The 17,579-nt window shown below is 69.1% G+C and carries 19 protein-coding genes; 3 read left to right on the forward strand and 16 right to left on the reverse strand.

Annotation, left to right across the window (positions count from 1 at the left end):
• Positions 1 to 24: 24 nt before the first annotated feature.
• The gene (locus ACUYTF_RS04500) at positions 25 to 1,539 is read right to left on the reverse strand and encodes a phospholipase D-like domain-containing protein (RefSeq protein ID WP_434142892.1); all 1,515 of its coding nucleotides are present in this window, start codon (positions 1,537 to 1,539) and stop codon (positions 25 to 27) included.
• 98 nt (positions 1,540 to 1,637) lie between these two features.
• Between ACUYTF_RS04500 and ACUYTF_RS04505 the strand changes: the two genes are divergently transcribed.
• A complete protein-coding gene (locus tag ACUYTF_RS04505) occupies positions 1,638 to 2,099 on the forward strand; it encodes an SseB family protein (protein WP_434142891.1) in 462 nt (153 codons plus the stop codon).
• A 10-nt stretch (positions 2,100 to 2,109) separates the two neighbouring features.
• Here ACUYTF_RS04505 and ACUYTF_RS04510 read toward each other — a convergent pair whose 3' ends face one another.
• The 5 genes from ACUYTF_RS04510 to ACUYTF_RS04530 form a co-directional block, all read right to left on the reverse strand.
• Positions 2,110 to 2,697, reverse strand: a complete 588-nt coding sequence (locus ACUYTF_RS04510) for a DUF308 domain-containing protein (RefSeq protein WP_434142889.1) — start codon at positions 2,695 to 2,697, stop codon at positions 2,110 to 2,112.
• 126 nt (positions 2,698 to 2,823) lie between these two features.
• Positions 2,824 to 3,918 carry a glycerate kinase gene (locus ACUYTF_RS04515; protein ID WP_449279370.1) on the reverse strand — a complete coding sequence of 365 codons (1,095 nt, stop codon included), beginning with the start codon at positions 3,916 to 3,918 and terminating at the stop codon, positions 2,824 to 2,826.
• Between the two features lie 36 nt (positions 3,919 to 3,954).
• Entirely contained in the window at positions 3,955 to 4,386 is a 432-nt protein-coding gene (locus ACUYTF_RS04520; protein WP_449279371.1) for an acyl-CoA thioesterase, read from the reverse strand.
• Positions 4,387 to 4,407: 21 nt separating this feature from the next.
• Positions 4,408 to 5,604, reverse strand: coding sequence for a GTPase family protein (locus ACUYTF_RS04525; protein ID WP_449279372.1), 1,197 nt, complete (start codon positions 5,602 to 5,604; stop codon positions 4,408 to 4,410).
• A 53-nt stretch (positions 5,605 to 5,657) separates the two neighbouring features.
• Positions 5,658 to 5,837, reverse strand: a complete 180-nt coding sequence (locus tag ACUYTF_RS04530; protein WP_434142885.1) for a hypothetical protein — start codon at positions 5,835 to 5,837, stop codon at positions 5,658 to 5,660.
• Between the two features lie 109 nt (positions 5,838 to 5,946).
• On the opposite strand from ACUYTF_RS04530, the gene tagD reads away from it, so the two are divergent.
• Complete coding sequence (gene tagD, locus ACUYTF_RS04535; RefSeq protein WP_434142883.1) at positions 5,947 to 6,345, forward strand: glycerol-3-phosphate cytidylyltransferase; 399 nt, start codon at positions 5,947 to 5,949, stop codon at positions 6,343 to 6,345.
• 72 nt (positions 6,346 to 6,417) lie between these two features.
• Here tagD and ACUYTF_RS04540 read toward each other — a convergent pair whose 3' ends face one another.
• The 10 genes from ACUYTF_RS04540 to ACUYTF_RS04585 all read right to left on the reverse strand — a co-directional run bounded on the left by ACUYTF_RS04540 (position 6,418) and on the right by ACUYTF_RS04585 (position 16,006).
• Complete coding sequence (locus ACUYTF_RS04540) at positions 6,418 to 7,197, reverse strand: ATP-binding cassette domain-containing protein (RefSeq protein ID WP_434142882.1); 780 nt, start codon at positions 7,195 to 7,197, stop codon at positions 6,418 to 6,420.
• Positions 7,198 to 7,200: 3 nt separating this feature from the next.
• A complete protein-coding gene (locus tag ACUYTF_RS04545) occupies positions 7,201 to 8,223 on the reverse strand; it encodes an ABC transporter permease subunit (protein ID WP_434142881.1) in 1,023 nt (340 codons plus the stop codon).
• Between the two features lie 16 nt (positions 8,224 to 8,239).
• Positions 8,240 to 9,109 (reverse strand): ABC transporter substrate-binding protein, encoded by an 870-nt coding sequence (locus tag ACUYTF_RS04550; protein WP_434142879.1) that lies wholly within the window; start codon positions 9,107 to 9,109, stop codon positions 8,240 to 8,242.
• Between the two features lie 249 nt (positions 9,110 to 9,358).
• Complete coding sequence (locus tag ACUYTF_RS04555; RefSeq protein ID WP_434142878.1) at positions 9,359 to 10,735, reverse strand: NAD-dependent succinate-semialdehyde dehydrogenase; 1,377 nt, start codon at positions 10,733 to 10,735, stop codon at positions 9,359 to 9,361.
• A gap of 177 nt (positions 10,736 to 10,912) precedes the next feature.
• Positions 10,913 to 11,641, reverse strand: coding sequence for a pyrimidine reductase family protein (locus ACUYTF_RS04560; RefSeq protein WP_434142876.1), 729 nt, complete (start codon positions 11,639 to 11,641; stop codon positions 10,913 to 10,915).
• Positions 11,642 to 11,666: 25 nt separating this feature from the next.
• Positions 11,667 to 12,617, reverse strand: a complete 951-nt coding sequence (gene folP / locus ACUYTF_RS04565) for a dihydropteroate synthase (protein WP_434142874.1) — start codon at positions 12,615 to 12,617, stop codon at positions 11,667 to 11,669.
• Complete coding sequence (gene folE / locus ACUYTF_RS04570; protein WP_449279373.1) at positions 12,614 to 13,162, reverse strand: GTP cyclohydrolase I; 549 nt, start codon at positions 13,160 to 13,162, stop codon at positions 12,614 to 12,616. Before folE ends, folP begins: the two co-directional genes overlap by 4 nt.
• Before the next feature lie 10 nt (positions 13,163 to 13,172).
• Positions 13,173 to 14,411: an FAD-dependent oxidoreductase gene (locus ACUYTF_RS04575; RefSeq protein WP_434142871.1), complete on the reverse strand. Its 1,239-nt coding sequence runs from the start codon at positions 14,409 to 14,411 to the stop codon at positions 13,173 to 13,175.
• Positions 14,412 to 14,564: 153 nt separating this feature from the next.
• Positions 14,565 to 15,605 (reverse strand): permease prefix domain 1-containing protein, encoded by a 1,041-nt coding sequence (locus tag ACUYTF_RS04580; RefSeq protein WP_434142869.1) that lies wholly within the window; start codon positions 15,603 to 15,605, stop codon positions 14,565 to 14,567.
• Complete coding sequence (locus ACUYTF_RS04585; protein WP_434142868.1) at positions 15,602 to 16,006, reverse strand: helix-turn-helix transcriptional regulator; 405 nt, start codon at positions 16,004 to 16,006, stop codon at positions 15,602 to 15,604. Before ACUYTF_RS04585 ends, ACUYTF_RS04580 begins: the two co-directional genes overlap by 4 nt.
• Positions 16,007 to 16,291: 285 nt before the next feature.
• On the opposite strand from ACUYTF_RS04585, the gene ACUYTF_RS04590 reads away from it, so the two are divergent.
• A complete protein-coding gene (locus ACUYTF_RS04590) occupies positions 16,292 to 17,503 on the forward strand; it encodes a low temperature requirement protein A (protein ID WP_434142867.1) in 1,212 nt (403 codons plus the stop codon).
• Positions 17,504 to 17,579 lie beyond the last annotated feature (76 nt).

A 17,579-nucleotide genomic window follows, 5' to 3' on the forward strand; every position in this document is an offset into this window, starting at 1 on the left:
CCGCTCCGCCTCCGCGCCCGCCCGCTACTGCAGCGCCGAGGTCAGGCGCATCACCGACTCGGTGTACCGCCTGAGGGGCGAGCGCTTCGGCCACGCCTGCGCGTCGAGCACGGTGCTGCGGGCCGCGTACCCCGCGATCACGTCGCCGATCTGCGCGACGATATCGCCGCCGTAGGCGAGCAGGCTGATCTCGTAGTTGAGGCCGAACGAGCGCATATCCATGTTCGACGACCCCATGACGGCGCAGGTGTCGTCGATGAGGAAGCACTTCGTGTGCAGCACCTCGGGCTGCGGGTACAGGTGGATCGTCACGCCGGCGTCGAGCAGCGACTGGTAGTACGACGACTGCGCGCGATCCACCATGAACTGATCGGCGACCGCGCTGACGTAGAGCTCGACCTGCACGCCGCGGTACGCCGCGGTGGTGATCGCGGCGAGGATCGACTCGTCGGGCACGAAGTACGGGCTCACGATCGCGAGCCGCCGCTTCGCCGTGTAGATGAGCGAGGTGAAGGCCTTCAGGTTGGGTTCGGTGCGGAAGCCCGGGCCCGACGGGATGAGCTGCACGGCGTTGACGTCTCCGCCGACCGCAGGGGCCGGCCCGGAGGCGACGAAGCGCGGGGCCGCCCCGGGCCTCCCGCCCGCCTCGGGGCGGTAGGCGTGCACGTCGATGAGCTCGCCGCTCTCGGTGAACCAGTCGACCGCGAACACCGCCTCGAGCGAGGCGACGATCTCGCCGCTCAGCTCGACGCTGATGTCGTTCCAGAAGCGCCCGACGCGCTCGTTCTTCGCCGACCCGTACGAGGCGGCGATCAGATTCTGCGACCCCATGATCGCCGTTCTGCCGTCGACCACCATGAGCTTGCGATGATTGCGCAGGTCGATGCGGCGCATGCGGCCCTGGAGCGGCAGGAAAGGCAGCATCAGACGCCACTCGATGCCCGCATCCGTCATGCTCTGCAGAAACTGCTTGAAGCCGTCGTACTTGCGCGAGCCGAGGTGGTCGAGCAGCACCCGCACCCGCACGCCGCGCCGCACGGCCTCTTCGAGCGCCCGGAAGAACGGTTCGGTCACGGCGTCGCGGGCCATGATGTAGATCTCGACATGGATCGACTCGACCGCCTGCTCCGCGAGCCGCGTCATGCGCGCGATGCCGGCCTCGTAGTCGCGCTCGACGCCGTGGTTGCGACCGGTGACCATGGGCAGCGCGGTGAGGGATCGCGACAGCTCCACGATCCCTGTCAGGTCTGCCGGCAGCGAGACCGATTCGGGCACCGGCGGCACCGCGCTCGTGCCCTCGGCGAGGATCTTGTTCGCCTCGGCCTGGATGGCGGCGCGCCGGCGGTCCACGTACGGGCTGCCGAGGATGAGGAACAGCGGCACGCCGACGATCGGCAGGAAGAGGATCAGCAGGAGCCAGCCCATCGAGGACGAGGGCTTGCGGTTCTCGGGCACCACCCCGATCGCGATGATCTTCACGAGGTACTCGATGATGATGAAGACGATCGCGATCACTGACGCGATGCCGGTTCCGGTCACTGCTTCCTCCGGGGTTCGTGGGGTGTTCGCATTCTCGGGCGGAGCGCCGCCTCACGGGCGCCGCCGCTCGGCCGCGGTCGGCCAGTAGGCTGGAGCGCATGGCCGATACCCCGAGCATTCCCGAGGAAGTCCATGCCGACTACGCCAACGAGGCGGTGCGCACCGCGCTGCGCGAGTTGCAGGCGATTCCCGATTACGAGCATCTCGCGGCCTTTCTGCTCGCGCTGCGCGAGGGCTACCTCGTCGTCGATGTGACCGGCGCGGCCTCGAAGAAGAAGGGCACGCGCATCCGCACCATCCGTTCGACGAAGGGGCAGCTGGTGCTGCCCCTGTTCACGTCGATGGATGAGCTGCGGCAGATCGTGCCCGCCGACCGCCGCGACCAGCTGCGCGGGGCCGTCATGCCGGCGCTCGAGGCGCTCGCCCTCATCGGTACCGACCGCTTCGTCGCCGCGGAGTTCGACAAGGCGTCGTCGTCGCTCGTCGTGCTGCGCAAGTACATCGCGCTCGCGGCCGGTGACGATGAGATCACCGCGGCCTCGCTCGAGGCGATGCGGTAGCCCACGGGCCTCAGCCGTTCGACTTCATCATGAAGGCGCGTACGCTCTGCGCCGCGCCGAGCACGACCATCGACGCGCCGAGCATGATCCACAGCACCGCAGCGCTCAGCAGCGGCGAGAACATCATGGTGAGACCGGCGAGCACGCTGATGACGCCGTAGATGATGCCCCAGACCTTGTTCTCGCTCTTGCTGACGAGCGAGAAGGCCATGATGCCCTCGAACAGCCACAGCACGCCGATGGTGATGGTGATGAAGAGGAAGACGAGCGTGCCGGTCGCGAGCAGGTTCGACATCATGATCACGCCGCCGACGATGTAGAGCACCCCGAGCAGGACGTGGCCCGTGCGCGCCCAACCGCCGAGCGTCTTCGAGAAGATCGAGGTGCCCACGTAGACGACGCCCGTGATGAGCGCGTAGAGGGCGAGCAGCGCGGCTGCGGTGCCCGCGGCGGCCTTCGCCGACGGGGCCGGTGCGAAGAGCACGAGCAGGCCGAGCACGAAGGCGATCAGGCCGCCGACGCCGAGCGCGATGCGCAGGCTGTCGCCCGCGCTGCGCTGCGCTGTCGCGGCAGTTTCTGAAGTCGAGGGCTTCGACATGGTGGGGTCCCCTTTGCTCACGTGGTCGCAGGCGTACCGCCGGCGCATCGCTGATCTATCGCGAATAGCTTCATTCTGCCGTAGTTCGGGCCGCATCTCGCGCCCTCGGATGCGATTCGTCGGCGCCTACCCGGAGCGCAGCGCCGTCCCGATGCGGCGCCCGATCACTTCGAGCAACGGTTCGGGAGCGGCGATGCATGCGGCGGCATCGGGTTCGAGCGCCACGAGCTCGTAGACCTCCGCGAAGCCCGCGCCACGGACCTCGGCGGCCGTGAGATCGCTCGACCCGCACACCACGACCACCGGTACCTCTCTCGAGCGACGCAGCACGCCGGCCGGGGCTTTCCCGCTGAGCGTCTGGGCATCGAGGCGCCCCTCGCTCGTGATGACCAGATCGGCGCCGACGAGCGCGTCGTCGAACCCGACGAGGTCGAGCACCAGATCGATGCCCGAGCGCATCTCGCCGCCGAGCACGGCGAGCGCCCCGAAGCCGAGCCCGCCCGCGGCGCCGGCGCCGGGCGCCTCGGCCCAGGCGCCGGGCTCCGCGCCGAGCGCGCGCTCCACCATCGCCCCGAAGAGGTGCAGCGCCGCGTCGACCTCGGGCACCTGCTCGGGCGCGAGCCCCTTCTGCGGCCCGTACACCGCAGCGGCGCCGTCGGGCCCCGTGAGCGGGTTCGTGACGTCGCAGGCGATCTGCACCGCGAGACCGGCGAGCCGCGGGTCGAGGCCGGAGGCGTCGAAGGTCGCCCCGCGCAGTGCGGCCTCGTCGAGCCGATCGATCGGGGCGCCATCGGCTGCCAGCACGCGCACGCCCAGCGCGCGCATCATGCCGAGACCGCCGTCGCTCGTCGCACTGCCGCCGAGGCCGAGCACGACGCTGCGCGCACCGGCGTCGAGCGCCGCTGAGGCGAGACGTGCGGCGGAGACGTCGCGCAGGCCGCAGGCCTCGGCGACCTCGATGACCGCGGTGCCCGAGGCCGGCTCGACGGCGAACCGGGCATCCCGACGCTCCCCGTACGCGCCGGTCACGGCGCTGCGGTGCTCGACGAAACCCGCGGCGAGCGCGGCGTCGATGGTGCCGTCGCCTCCGTCGGCGATGGGAAGGGCGACGACCTCGGCTTCCGGCGCGGCCGCGGCGATACCCCTGGAGAGAGCTTCGGCGACGGTGCGCGCCGAAGCCGATCCCTTGAACTTGTCACCTGCGATGAGCATGCGCGGCATCGTGTGCTCCTCTGCTTCGACGGCCGAACCGAAGCCCTACCGACCGTGCGCGGCCGCGGGGCCGCGCCGCCCCTCGCGCAGCCGCTCGGTGCCGACCGTCGCCTCGGTGCGGCCGTGCGCGATCGAGTGGCCGCTGCCGTCGACCGCGACGAAGACGATGCGCTCGAGGGTCAGCACCTCCTGCCCGGTCACGGCGTTGTCGACGCGGCAGCTGACCGTGAGCGAGCTCGTGCCGAACGAGACGATGCGGAACTCGAGCTCGAGCAGGTCGCCGCGGTCGGCGCGCGACGAGAAGCTCACGGCCGACATGTGCCGGGTCACGACATCGATCGTACCGAGCTGCGCGACGGCGATGATCGCGGCCTCCTCGTCGACCCACTGCAGCAGGCGCCCGCCGAACAGCGCCCCGTGCTGATTGAGGTCTTCGGGCTTCACCCATTTGCGCACGATCTGGCTGAACTCGGTCATGGCTTCAGCCTAGCTCCGCGATCACGGGCGGCCCGAGCGTCTGCCGATGCGCTGCTCGGTCATCTTCCGCACGACATCGAGCAGGCCCGGTGCGTAGTCCTTCCAGGACTCCGAGATGCGCCCCGGGTCGAGCTTGCCCGTGTGCACCTGCTCGCACAGCCGCATCCACCCTTCCCCGGTCGCCGCCGTCAGCGAGAACGCGACCCCGGCGTTCACCGCGCTGCCGGCGCCGGGAACGAGCTTGATGAAGCTGCGTGCCAGCGCCTGGCCCGAGATCTGCACGCCGATCTGGGCGAGCGCCCCCGCCGACATCATGGTCTTCAGCTCCAGGTCGTAGATGGCGGCGATGCGGCCCATCATTCCGATCTGGATCGGCGCCAGGGCCACCGCGTCCGCGACCGGGATCGGCGTGGCCGCGGCCGCGGCGGCCAGACCGGCGGCTCCGCTGATGACGGGGCGCGCCATCTCCCGCTTCCAGGGGAGGTTGAGCCGTTGCGCGATGCGAAACGCGTCCTTGGCACTTTCGGGGGACAGGTTGAGGGTCTCCGTGACAAGCTCACCGAGCCCGTGCCCGTTGCCCTTCCCGCGAGGGTCGGTCGTCGAGGTGAGCATGACCCGTTCGACGGGGAGCTCGATCGGGCGGCCGTGCTCATCGACGGGATGCTCGAGCCAGTCGACGAACCGTTCGAGCCCCTGCGCGACCGAATACTTGCCGGTGATCGGGTGCCTGATCCAGTCGACCTTGGTGAGCACGAGGATGACGGGGAGCCCCTGCGCCGCGAGCTCGCGGATCATGCCGATGTCGGCGGGCGTCAGGCGGTCGTCGTTCGCCTTCAGGCAATACCAGACGACCGCGACCTGCTCGTTCGCCGGGCGCGCGGCGATCAGCTCGAGGTGGTGCCGCAACTGCTCGGCGGGCGCCACGGCCGAGCCGATCTCGAAGCCCTCGATGTCCCAGATGCCGAGCGAGTCATCGTGATAGTACTGCACGCCGCGGGTGACGGGCAGGCCGGTGCCGACCTTCGCGAGGTCCCGACCGAAGACCGCATTGACGAGCGACGACTTGCCGACCCCGGTGCCGCCGATGACGGCGAGGTTGAATCTGCCGTACCGCGACCGCGCCTCGGAGTTCGCGTCGAGGAACGCGGACGCGTCGAAGGGCTGCTGCCCGTCTCGATGAACACCCATGATCGCCCGCCCGTCTTCATTGCTCGGCATCAGACTATCAATGGGGGCGGGCCGGGCGGGTCACGCGGGCGCTGCGAGAACCGTCAGTTCTCAGACTCCGCCGTCTCGTCATCCTCCTGATGCTCGGCGGGGTGCGGATGACCCGATCCGGTATGGGTCGCCGGGCCGAGATGGGATGCCCCGCCCTCGTCCACCCAGCCGTCGCCGGGCACGTGGGCCGGGTCGGACTCGTGGTCGTGATCGCGCTGCTCGCTGGTCGACATCGCAGTCCCTCGCTCTCATCGGTCGCCCGCGGAGGCGGGCCTCTGGCCTCCAGACTACGCCGCGCGCGTTCAGGATGAAAGCATTGCCCGGGCCCGTACTATTGGGGGCATGAAGCGGATCCTCACCTACGGCACCTTCGACCTCCTGCACTGGGGGCACATCCGTCTGCTCAAGCGGGCCAGGGACCTCGGAGACTATCTCGTGGTCGCAGCTTCGACCGAGGAGTTCAACGCCGGCAAGGGCAAGAAGACGTACCACGACTTCGCGACGCGCAAGAATATGCTCGAGGCGGTCCGCTACGTCGACCTCGTGATCCCGGAGGAGGCGTGGGACCAGAAGATCCGAGACGTGCAGAAGTACGAGATCGATGCCGTCGTCATGGGCGGCGACTGGGAGGGCGACCCCCGCTTCGAGGTGCTGCGCGACTACTGCGAGGTCGTCTACCTCGACCGCACCGAGGGCGTGTCGACCACGAAGATCAAGAAGGACCTCGGGGTGAACGCGTAGGGCCACGATTCCGGGCGCCCCGGCACAGCGGAAGGGCGGCGAGGTGAATTCCTCGCCGCCCTTCCGTGTCTGCTACAGCACCTTCGAGAGGAAGGCCTTCGTGCGCTCCCGCTGCGGGTTCGTGAGCACCTCGGTCGGGTCGCCCTCTTCGACGACCACGCCGCCGTCCATGAATACGAGCTTGTCGGCGACCTCGCGGGCGAAGCCCATCTCGTGGGTCACGACGATCATGGTCATTCCGCTCTCGGCGAGGCCCTTCATCACGTCGAGCACCTCGCCGACGAGCTCGGGGTCGAGCGCCGAGGTGGGCTCGTCGAACAGCATGAGCTTCGGCTCCATCGCGAGCGCACGGGCGATCGCGACGCGCTGTTGCTGACCGCCCGACAGGTGCGCCGGATAGTAGTCGTGCCGGTCGGCGAGACCGACGCGGGCGAGCAGCTCCATCGCGCGCGCCTTGAGCTGCGCCTTTCCGGCCTTCCTGAGCAGGTCGGGGGCGAGCATCACGTTCTCGAGCGCCGTCATGTGCGGAAACAGGTTGAAGCGCTGGAACACCATGCCGATGTCGCGGCGCTGCTTCGCCGCCTCGCGCGGGTGCATCTCGTAGAGCTTGTCGCCCTGCTGCCGGTAGCCGACGATGTCGCCGTCGACGAAGAGGCGGCCGGCATTGACGGTCTCGAGGTGGTTGATGCAGCGTAGGAAGGTCGACTTGCCCGACCCCGAGGGGCCGACGAGGCAGAGCACTTCGCCGCGCTGCACCTCGAGCGAGATCGACTTCAGCACGAGGTTCGAGCCGTACGACTTCGAGACGCTCTCGGCCCGGACCATGGGCACGTCGGTTGCGTGTACGTTCATGGCCTAGCCCCTTTCTCCGCGATCTGCGGCCGCTGGACCGTCACCTGGAGCACCCGGTGCGACCTCGGCCTGAGCCGCAGCGACGCTGATGACGCCGGTCTCGACCGTCACCGACGGCACGTTGTCGACCCGCTGGCTCACGCCGCGCGCGAAGTGGCGCTCGAGATAGTACTGGCCGACCATGAGGATCGACGTGATCACGAGATACCAGACGGATGCGACGATGAGCATCGGCACCGGCTTGTAGGTGACCGCCGCGATGTCGCGGGTGCGGGTGTACAGCTCGAGCGTGAACGGCACGGCCGTCACGAGCGATGTGGTCTTCAGCATCGAGATGACCTCGTTGCCGGTGGGCGGGATGATGACGCGCATCGCCTGCGGCAGGATCACGCGCGTCATGGTGTGCCACCAGCCCAGGCCGAGCGCGATCGCCGCCTCGTCCTGGCCCTTATCGACCGAGAGCAGACCGGCGCGCACGATCTCGGCCATGTAGGCGGCCTCGTTCAGCGCGAGGCCGATGATCGCGAGCACGAAGTAGCTCAGGAAGTCCTTCGTCGTCAGCGAGAACATCGCCTCGGTGAAGGGGATGCCGATATCGATGGTCTTGTAGATGACGGGCACGAGGCCCCAGAACACCAGCTGCACGTACACCGGAGTGCCGCGGAAGACCCACAGGTAGACCCACGCGATCGATCGCACCACCGGGTTCGGCGAGAGGCGCATGATGGCGAGCGTCACGCCGAGCACGATCGCGATGACCATCGAGTAGATGGTGAGCTGCAGCGTGTAGCCGATGGCCGAGATGACTCGGACGTCGAAGAGATACTGCGCGACGATATCCCACGAATACACCGGGCGGTTGACCGCGGCGTCGTAGATGAAGAGTGCCGCGGCGATGACGAGCACCGTCGCGAACACGGTGCGCCACGGGTGGCGCAGACGGATGGCCTCGATGGCCTCGGGCTCGGAATTCGCGCGAGGGCGCGGAGCGGTCTGCTCCGCGCCCTCTACGCTCGGGTTCGACATGATCGAAGCCCTCTGCCTACTTGCCCGCGTTGATGGTTGCCTCGGGCAGCGCGCCCGACTCGATGCCGGCCTGGGTCAGGATGTCGAGGTAGGTGCCGTCGTCCATGAGCGCCTGCAGGGCCTTCTGCACTTCTTCGGCCATGCCCGAATCCTTCTGCACGGCGAAGCCGTACGGGGCGGCGTCGAAGAGGTCACCGACGAGGTGCAGCGCGCCATCGGTCTTGGCGACCGCATCGCCGGTGACCGGCGAGTCGGCCGAGAAGGCCTGCGCCTGGCCGTTGATCACGGCGTTCGTGACCTCGGGCTGGCCCTCGAAGGGCAGGATTTCGATGCCGGGCTGGCCGTCGTCCTTGCACTTCTGGTCGCGGGCGGGCAGCTCATCGGTGTGCTGCACGGTGCCCTGCTGCACGGCGATCGTGAGACCGCACGCGTTCTCGGGGTCGACGTCGGTGCCCGTCGGGGCCGCCCACTGGCTGCCTGCGTTCAGGAAGTTGACGAAGTCGACGGTCTCCTGGCGCTTCGCATTGTCGGTGAACGACGACGAACCCATGTTCACGACGCCCTCCTCGATGCGGGGCATGATCGAGTCGAAGCCCATGATCTCCCACTCGGGCTCGACGCCGAGCTTCTCTGCGACGGCGTTCGCGAGGTCGACGCCCCAGCCGGTCGGCTCGCCCTTCTCGTCCTTGTACTCGTTCGGCGGGTACTCGGCATCGGTGGCGATGACCAGCACGCCGGCCTTCTTGATGTCGTCGAACGTGACGATGCTCTTCGAGGTGCTCGCGGAATCCGAGCCCTTCGTAGCGGCGGTGTCGTCATTGGTGCAACCGGTCAGCGCGAGGGCGCCGACTGCGAGCAGCGCGGGAAGCGCGTAGCGAATCTTCATCGATCTCTCCTGTCAGGACAGGGACGCCCGGCCTCGTACGAGAGAGTCGCCCTGTCGCGATTTCCGTACCGAGTGTACTGTGCTCGCGGGGTCGCTCCGCGCCGATTGCCGGAATCGCTACCATTCCGATGCATTCGGGCGCCTCCCGCTGCAGGGATCCGGCAGAATCTACGCCGGAACGGGCCCGGAAACGACGAACCCCGCCCCTGCGCATCGCAGGAGCGGGGTTCGCCTCGCAGCCGTGAAGAGCTACTTCGCGACGAAGTACAGGCGCTTGTTGGCGAACTCGCCGATGCCGACGGGGCCCATCTCGCGACCGAAGCCCGAGCGCTTCACACCGCCGAACGGGATCTCGGCGGCCTCCGCGGCGATGATGTTCACGTGGCTCATGCCGACCTCGAGCTTCGAAGCGACCCGGGCTGCGCGGGCCTCGTCGTCCGAGAACACCGAGCCCCCGAGGCCGAGCGCGCAGTCGTTGGCGAGTTCGAGCGCTTCCTCGTCGCTCGACACCTTGTAGACGGTCGCGACCGGGCCGAAGATCTCCTCGCGGTACGACTCCGAGTCGCGCGGCACGCCGGTGAGCACGGCGGGCGAGTAGTAGGCGCCGGGGCCGTCCGAGAGCACGCCGCCGATCTCGAGGGTCGCGCCCTCGGCGACGGCCTTCTGCACCTGCGCATGCACGGTCTCGGCGGCGCCGCGGGTCGACAGCGGGGCGAACTCGCCCTCCTGCAGGTTCAGCTGGTCGCCCGGGACGAGCCCGGTAGCGAGCTTCTTCAGCTCGGCGACGAACTCGTCGTAGATGTCGTCCATGACGATCATGCGCTTGTTCGAGTTGCAGACCTGGCCGCCGTTGTAGACGCGGAAGCCCCAGGCGTCCTTCGCCACCGCGGCGACGTCGTCGGCGTCGAGCACGACCATCGGGTCGATGCCGCCGAGCTCGAGCACGCACTTCTTCAGGTGCGTGCCGGCCTGGGCGCCGATGATGGCGCCGGCGCGCTCGGAGCCGGTGAGCGAGACGCCCTGCACGCGCGGATCGGCGATGACGGTCGCGATCTGGTCGTGCGAGGCGAAGATCGCCTGGTAGCCGCCGGCGGGAACGCCCGCCTGCTCGAAGATCTCCTGCATGACGAGGTTCGACTTCGCGCAGATGTCGGCGTGCTTGAGCAGGATCGTGTTGCCGAGCAGCAGATTGGGTGCTGCGAAACGTGCGACCTGGTAGTACGGGAAGTTCCACGGCATGACACCGAGCAGCACGCCGAGCGGCAGCTGCTCGATCGTCGCCTTGCCCGGGATGGTCGACGGGATCTCGACGTCGGTGATGAGGCTCGGGCCGTGCACCGCGTAGTACTCGATGATGTCGGTCGCGAAGTCGACCTCGTCGAGGCTCTCGGCGATCGACTTGCCCATCTCGGTGGCGATGATCTCGGCGAGCTCGTCGCGACGTTCGGCGAAGATCTCGGCGACGCGCTTCACCACGACCGCGCGCTCCTGCACGCTCTTCTCGCGCCACTCGCGGTACACCGCGTCGGCGCTCGCGAGCGCCTGCTCGATCTGGGCATCGCTCATGTCGGCGAAGGTCTCCAGGATCTCGCCGGTCGCGGGGTTCTGCACCCGGTACTTCGACATAGTCGTAACTCCTTTGTTGACGAGCAGCCCGGAGATCGGGCCGCCCTACGTTTTCCGCTGAAAAATCACATTTCCACTGATGAAATCGGTAGAAACTGGCTGAAATCGCCGCGTATCAGCCACTCTAGTCGAGCAGGCTGAGCGGCGCACCCGGGAGCGGCGGGGCGGCTGACGGCTTCAGCGGCGCACGTACCGCGCGAGCAGAAACCCCTCGGCATCGGCGAGGTGCCCGAGCAACTCGAAGCGGCGGTACACCTCCTCGGCCGATACCGCGATGCGGCCGGCGCGACCGGCGGTGAAGATCGGGGCGATCGTGAGGCAGACCTCGTCGACGAGATCGGCCTCGAGCAACGCCCCGAAGAACTGCGGGCCGCCCTCGCAGAGCACCCGCCGCAGGCCGCGCTCGGGCAGGCGGCGCAGGGCCTCCGCGATGTCGAGCCGCTCGTCGCCCGCTGCGAGCACGTCGGCGACCGCCGCGAAGTCGCCGCCACGGCGCGCGGCGGCGACGTGCGAGGTGAGGATCAGCGGGCGCTGTTCTGCCTGCGCGAACACCGGCATCGCCGGGTCGAGATCGAACGCGTTCGTCGCGATCACCATGCGCGGGTGCGCACCCTCCGCGAGCGCCTCGACGCGCCTCCGTTCGAGCATCTCGGCAGGGATCGTCAGCCCGCCGTATCCCTCGGCCCGCACCGTACCCGCGCTGACGAGCACGGCGTCGCTCATCGCCCGCATCACCCGCATGAGAGTACGGTCGGTGTCGCCGCCGAGCGCACCGCTGCGCCCGCCATAGGCGACTGCGCCATCGGCGCCGGTGATGAAATTCATGCGCACGTGCGCGCGACCCGAACCGCCGCCCGTCGCGTCGGCGTACTGGTAGTGCTCGAACAGTTCGTCCGTGCTCGGCATGCTCAGCTCCCTTCTCGAACGACGCTCAGACCGTATCGCGCGCGGCCTCGGTCATGATCTCGACGGCCTCGCCGGTCTCGAGGCGCGGGCCCTGCGGCGGCATGTTGTGCCGGAGGAAGACCGGATCGCGCCAGCCCATCGTCGTCTCGATCATGCGCATCGCGTCGACGGTCTCGGCGACGTTGTGCACGCGCACGATGCGCGCGCCCTGGGTCGCGCAGAACACGGCGGAGGCGATCGACCCGACGAGGCGCTCGGGCCGTGGGCGGTTCAGGGTCTCGCCGATGAAATCCTTGTTCGAGAGCGCGACGAGCAGCGGGTAGCCGAGACGCGCGAACTGCTCGAGCTCGCGCGTGATCGCGAGAGTGTGCAGCGTGTTCTTATTGAGATCGTGCCCCGGGTCGACGATGATGCGTTCGGGCGGCACGCCGCGGTCGAGGGCGAGCGCGACCCGGGCTTCGAGGAACTCGCGCACGTCGCGCACGACATCTCCGTACTGCGGGCCGACGAGCCTCGTGCGCGGGGCCGCCGAGCTGTGCGCGATCACGAGCACCGCTTCACTGTCGGCGACGATGCTCGCCATCTCGGGGTCGTGCAGACCCGTCGTATCGTTGATGATCGCGGCGCCCGCTGCGATCGATTCGCGGGCCACGCGCGGGTGGAAGGTGTCGACGCTCACGGGCCCGAGGGCCGCGAGCTCGCGCACGAACGGCACGACGCGGCCGAGCTCGTCGTCGATCGGGAGCGCGGGCCCCGGGGCGAACTTCACCCCGCCGACGTCGACGATGTCGGCGCCGAGCTCGAAGGCCCGGGCCCCTGCGGCGAGCGCCGCGTCGAACGCGAAGGTGGCGCCCTCGTCGTAGAAGGAGTCGGGGGTGCGGTTGACGATCGCCATCGTCGCGACGTGGCGGCTGAAATCGATGTCGACCGCGCCGAGACGGAATACCGGATACGGCAGCTCGGGGTCGACGATCACGACAGCGCCCTCCTGAGCGCGGCGTCGTCGCGCTCAGCGCCGCGGAACGCCTGCATCAGGGTGCTCGTGCCGGAGGCCCTCACGCCGCGGATCGTGACGCACTGGTGCTCGGCGACGGTGACGACGCCGACGGCCCGGGCGCCGAGGTCGGCCTGCAGGCGGTCGGCGATGCGGGCGGTCAGGTCCTCCTGCAGCGTCGCGGCGCGCGCGTAGTGCTCGACCGCATGGGCGAGCGCCGAGAGGCCGGCGATCTTCTCGCCGGGCAGGTAGCCGACGTGGGCGACCCCGCGGAAGGGCAGCAGATGGTGCTCGCACACCGAGACGAAGGCGATGTCGCGCATCACGACGAGGTCGTCGTAGCCGTCGGTGTTCGGGAAGGTGCTCACGGCGAGCGGTGCGGGTTCGGTGAACTCGCGCAGCGCGGTGACCACACGGGCCGGAGTGAGGGCGAAGCGCTCGCTGTCGGCGTCGTAGCCGAGGGCCGAGAGCAGTTCGCGCACCGCGCGCTCGGCTGCAGCCTGATCGGCGGGCCGTTTCGTAGTCATCGCGTTCAGGCTACCCGACGAGGCTCGCGAGCCCGGTCGCGGTGTCGGCGAGAGCGGCGGCATCGACCGGCGACGCCTCTCGGATGAGCTGCTGCACCGTCTCGTTGACGTCCCAGACATTGACGTTCATGCCGCCGACGACCCGGCCGCCCCGCATCCAGAAGGCGATGAACTCGCGGGCCTGGAGGTCGCCGCGGATCACGATGTCGGCTCCCGCCATGAGCGGCGGGTAGCCCGAGAGCTCCATGCCGAGGTCGAACTGGTCGGTGTAGAAGTAGGGGATGGAGTCGTGCTGCGCGGCGATGCCGAGCATGGAGCGCGCCGCGACCTCGCCGCTCGAGATGGCGTTCTGCCAGTGCTCGCTGCGCAGCCGTTCGCCGAGCACCGGGTGCACGGGGTTCGCGACGTCGCCCGCGGCGAACACGTCGGGCGCGCTCGTGCGCAGCGACGCGTCGGTCAGGATGCCGTGATCGACCTCGATGCCGGCCCGTTCGGCGAGGCCCGTGTCGGGCTCGGCACCGACGGCGATGAGCACGAGGTCGGCGTCGACGAGGTCGGCTTCAGCGCCCGATCCTGAGATGCGCACGCCCGTCACCGCGCCCTCGGCACCGACGATCTCCCGCACCTCGACCTCCGAGCGGAAGACGACGCCGTGCTCCTCGTGGAGGCGCCGGAACTCGCTCCCGATCTCCGCGCCGAGGGCCGATGCGAGCGGTACGGCGCCGCGTTCGAGCACGGTGACCGTGTTGCCGAGCTGGCGGGCCGTCGCCGCGACCTCCATGCCGATCCAGCCCGAGCCGATGACCACGAGCCGCTTGCCGCCCTCGGCGAGCGGCGCCCGCAGCTGATCGGCGTCCTCGAGGGTGCGCAGCGCGTGCACTCCGGCGAGGTCGGCGCCTGCGAGGGGCAGACGTCGCGCCGAAGCCCCCGTCGCGAGCAGCAGCTTGTCGTAGCCGAGCGTGCCGCCGTCGGTGAAGCCGACTTCACGGGCCGCGGTGTCGAGGCTCGTCGCCTCGGTGTTCGCGAGCACAGTGATGCTGTGCTCGGTGTACCAGTCGTGGTCGTGCAGTACGACCGCTTCGATTCCCTCGGCGCCCGAGAGATAGCCTTTCGAGAGCGGGGGCCGCTGGTAGAGGCTGTGCGCTTCCGAGGCGAGCACCGTGATCGCCCCGTCGTAGCCCCGAGTACGAAGCTCCTTCGCAGCGGTCTCGGCCGCGAGCCCGCCGCCGATGATCACCATCCCGTTCATGGCACTCCTTCGCTCGTGGTCGCGGCGGCATGCCGAGACATCCCTACGCTCTCACGGTACGCCCCGCGCGCCGCGGGCGATAGGTACCGCGGTACCGAGTACGGTCGGCGATCCCTGCAGCCACCGCCAGGGATCACCGACCGCCGGCGGTCGCTAGCGGTTCGCGCGTCGGTAGCTCTCGATCGCCCCGCCGCCCGCGGCGATCGCGCCGAAGAGCACGCCGCCGATGGGCCACACGATCCACGAGGTGCCCCACGCATCGCCGATGAAGCTCCAGGCGAGGAAGATCGCAGTGAGCAGCGGCCAGTAGAAGGCGGCGATCACGCCGATGATGCTGCGCTCGTCGTCGGAGCCGCCCGTGCCCCTCGTCTCGAGACGCAGGCGCGCGGCCGCCGAGTGCGCCCAGGCCCGCGGCAGTAGGATGCCGAGGCCGGCCGCGACGAACACGAGCACCAGCACGACCCCGATGGTCGACCAGATGTCGCCGCGCTCGCCCCCGCTCATGAGCAGCGAGAAGCCGATGAGGGGCAGCGGCGCGAGAATCCAGAATGCGATGGCGAGCTGCAGGGCTCGAATGCGGCCGTGCTCGTGCTGCTGCTCGAGCGCGTCGGCCCAGCGCGCGACCTCGGGGTTCGTGGCGAAGGCCCCGTCGGCGACGCGCTGGTACGGCGCGATCTCGCGCGAGGCGGTGATCATGAGGATGACGCCGGTCGCGACGAGCACGAGCAGCGCCGCGATGCCGATGAAGCTCGCGACGCCGGCGGTGATGCCGATCGCGCCCGCTTCGGCGGCGGTCGGCAGCAGGATGATCAGCGCCGGCGAGAGCACGAAGAGCATGATGGCGGTGCTGACGCGGAAGCGGATGCGCTCCTGCACCCCGGCGTAGCCTTTCGCTTCTTCGAGCGTGATGGGTGCGGGGCCTGCGGGTGCTCGGTCGGCCGGACCGTTCGGCCCATCGGCGGCGTCCGCGGGGGCGATGTCGGCCGAGATGCCGAGCACCGGGGCGACCTCGTCGATGTTGCCGAAGTCGCGGATCACCTGCCCGACGGCCTCGTTCTCGGAGCGACCCTCGGCGATGAGGCCCGTGTAGGCGTCCTCCATCATGCCCTGCAGCTCGGTCTTGGCTTCGAGCAGGCGGGGCGTCTGCGGGTATGCGCTGAACATGGTGTCGAGATACGCGTTGATGACGTTCATGATGTCGCTCCTGGTGCGTTCTGGTCGTGGATGAACCGTTCGACGACGGTCTGAGTGGTGCGCCATTCGGCGACCTTCTGCGCGAGGTGCGCATGGCCCGCATCCGTGATGCGGTAATAGGTGCGCGGCTTGCCCGAGGGCGAGACGCCGGCGTACGAGCTGACGTGCTCGCTCGCTTCGAGCCGTTTCACCGCCGAATAGAGGGTGGTCTGCTTGATGTCGTAATCGCCGTCGCCGATCTCGGTGATGCGCTGGGCCAACTCATAGGCGTACGAGGGTCCGGTGCGCAAGAGCGAGAGCACCATGAGGTCGATGTAGCCGCGAATGGCGTCGGCGCTGATCACGATCGCATTCCCCTTCGTTCGGTGCCGGGTACCGCCGGATGCTGGTACATCAAACATACTACGACAGAGATAGTACGTGACGCAATGCTTTCGACTCGGCCCTCGCCGACGGGTCGCGGAGGCGCCGCGCCCTCAGCATGCACGGCGCCGTGAGCTCGCTCGGATCCTGGAGCCCGTTCGGATCATTCGGCTGCTTTTCGTCCGAGCGAGCTCGCAAGTCCGATGGAGCTCGCACGGCCGGGCCGGGCCCGGCGCTCCTGCCGCTGATGCGGCAGCCCGCAACCTCTGCCGTAAGATTTCCCCATCCCGGGCACGGGCCCGGAAGACGCGAAGGAGTGCCGCATGAGCGACGCGGATCGGACGGCGCCCGGCATGCCCGGAACGCATCGGCGCCTCGGCGTGCGCAAGATGCGGCCGCGCGACCCGACCGAGATCTTCCGCGCGTCGAGCCCCCTCGAGCTCTTCTTCGACCTCATCTTCGCGGTATCGGTGTCGCTCGCATCGGCCCAGCTCTTCCAGGCCGAGTCGAGCGCCCACGTCGGCACCGGCATCGTCTCGTACCTCATGGTGTTCTTCGCCGTGTGGTGGGCATGGATGAACTTCACCTGGTTCGCGAGCGCCTTCGACGCCGACGACTGGCTCTACCGCGTGCTCGCGCTCACCCAGATGGCGGGCGTCATCGTGCTCGCGGTGGGCACGACGCCGGCGATGGTCGACGGCGACTTCCGCATCATCATCGCGGGCTACGTCGTCATGCGTCTCGCGCTCGTCGCCCAGTGGATCCGGGCCTCGCGCAGCCACCCCCGCCTGCGGCGCACAGCGCTGCGCTTCGCCGGCGGCATCGTCGCGGTGCAGGTGCTGTGGGTCTGCTACCCGCTGGTGCCGGCGCAGTGGGCGCTGCCGGTCTTCTGCACGCTCGTGCTCGCCGAGGTCTCGGTGCCGATCTTCGCCGAGAGCGCGGGGCAGACGCCCTGGCACCCCGAGCACATCGCCGACCGCTACGGGTCGTTCACCCTCATCGTGCTCGGCGAGTCGGTGCTCGCCTCGACCACGGCGGCCGCGAACGTCTTCGAGCAGGCGTCGCACCTCGCCGACTTCGCGCTCATCGGCGGCAGCGGGTTCGTGCTCGCGGCCGGCATGTGGTGGCTCTACTTCTCCTCCGATGCGAGCTCGGCCCTGCAGAGCCGCCGTAGCCCGATGATCTTCGGGTACGGGCACTACGCCGTGTTCGCCGCGGCGGGCGCGTTCTCGACAGGGATCAAGGTGCTCCTCGACCACGAATCCGGCCGCGCAGAGATCACGGGAGCCGCCGCCACCGCGATGCTGACGGTGCCGGTCGCGGTGTTCGTGCTGGGGGTCTGGGGGCTGATCCTGCGCCGCTGCCTGCCGGGGGCGTACGGAGCGCTGATCCCTGTCGGCGGCCTGCTCATCTGCCTCTGCGCGCTGCTTCCGCTCGCCGGCTTCTCGCCCTCGATCGCCGTGCTCGCCGCCGCCGCCGTCATGGCGGGGCTCGTCGTCATCGTCGAAGCGTCGGGCGTGCGCGACCCCGAGTAGATCGCGGCCGAGGATTATACTTGCGCAAAGGTTGGGGTACCATCGGAGAATCGCAGATCGGAAGAAGAACGATACA

Source organism: Leucobacter sp. GX0328, assembly GCF_053567315.1.

Excerpts from the sequence above, each read along its gene's own strand:
- ACUYTF_RS04505 (WP_434142891.1), top strand. The coding sequence starts at position 1,638 with ATGGCCGATACCCCGAGCATTCCCGAGGAAGTCCATGCCGACTACGCC.
- ACUYTF_RS04510 (WP_434142889.1), bottom strand. The coding sequence starts at position 2,697 with ATGTCGAAGCCCTCGACTTCAGAAACTGCCGCGACAGCGCAGCGCAGC.
- ACUYTF_RS04515 (WP_449279370.1), bottom strand. The coding sequence starts at position 3,918 with ATGCCGCGCATGCTCATCGCAGGTGACAAGTTCAAGGGATCGGCTTCG.
- ACUYTF_RS04520 (WP_449279371.1), bottom strand. The coding sequence starts at position 4,386 with ATGACCGAGTTCAGCCAGATCGTGCGCAAATGGGTGAAGCCCGAAGAC.
- ACUYTF_RS04525 (WP_449279372.1), bottom strand. The coding sequence starts at position 5,604 with ATGCCGAGCAATGAAGACGGGCGGGCGATCATGGGTGTTCATCGAGAC.
- ACUYTF_RS04530 (WP_434142885.1), bottom strand. The coding sequence starts at position 5,837 with ATGTCGACCAGCGAGCAGCGCGATCACGACCACGAGTCCGACCCGGCC.
- tagD (WP_434142883.1), top strand. The coding sequence starts at position 5,947 with ATGAAGCGGATCCTCACCTACGGCACCTTCGACCTCCTGCACTGGGGG.
- ACUYTF_RS04540 (WP_434142882.1), bottom strand. The coding sequence starts at position 7,197 with ATGAACGTACACGCAACCGACGTGCCCATGGTCCGGGCCGAGAGCGTC.
- ACUYTF_RS04545 (WP_434142881.1), bottom strand. The coding sequence starts at position 8,223 with ATGTCGAACCCGAGCGTAGAGGGCGCGGAGCAGACCGCTCCGCGCCCT.
- ACUYTF_RS04550 (WP_434142879.1), bottom strand. The coding sequence starts at position 9,109 with ATGAAGATTCGCTACGCGCTTCCCGCGCTGCTCGCAGTCGGCGCCCTC.
- ACUYTF_RS04555 (WP_434142878.1), bottom strand. The coding sequence starts at position 10,735 with ATGTCGAAGTACCGGGTGCAGAACCCCGCGACCGGCGAGATCCTGGAG.
- ACUYTF_RS04560 (WP_434142876.1), bottom strand. The coding sequence starts at position 11,641 with ATGCCGAGCACGGACGAACTGTTCGAGCACTACCAGTACGCCGACGCG.
- folE (WP_449279373.1), bottom strand. The coding sequence starts at position 13,162 with ATGACTACGAAACGGCCCGCCGATCAGGCTGCAGCCGAGCGCGCGGTG.
- ACUYTF_RS04575 (WP_434142871.1), bottom strand. The coding sequence starts at position 14,411 with ATGAACGGGATGGTGATCATCGGCGGCGGGCTCGCGGCCGAGACCGCT.
- ACUYTF_RS04580 (WP_434142869.1), bottom strand. The coding sequence starts at position 15,605 with ATGAACGTCATCAACGCGTATCTCGACACCATGTTCAGCGCATACCCG.
- ACUYTF_RS04585 (WP_434142868.1), bottom strand. The coding sequence starts at position 16,006 with ATGTTTGATGTACCAGCATCCGGCGGTACCCGGCACCGAACGAAGGGG.
- ACUYTF_RS04590 (WP_434142867.1), top strand. The coding sequence starts at position 16,292 with ATGAGCGACGCGGATCGGACGGCGCCCGGCATGCCCGGAACGCATCGG.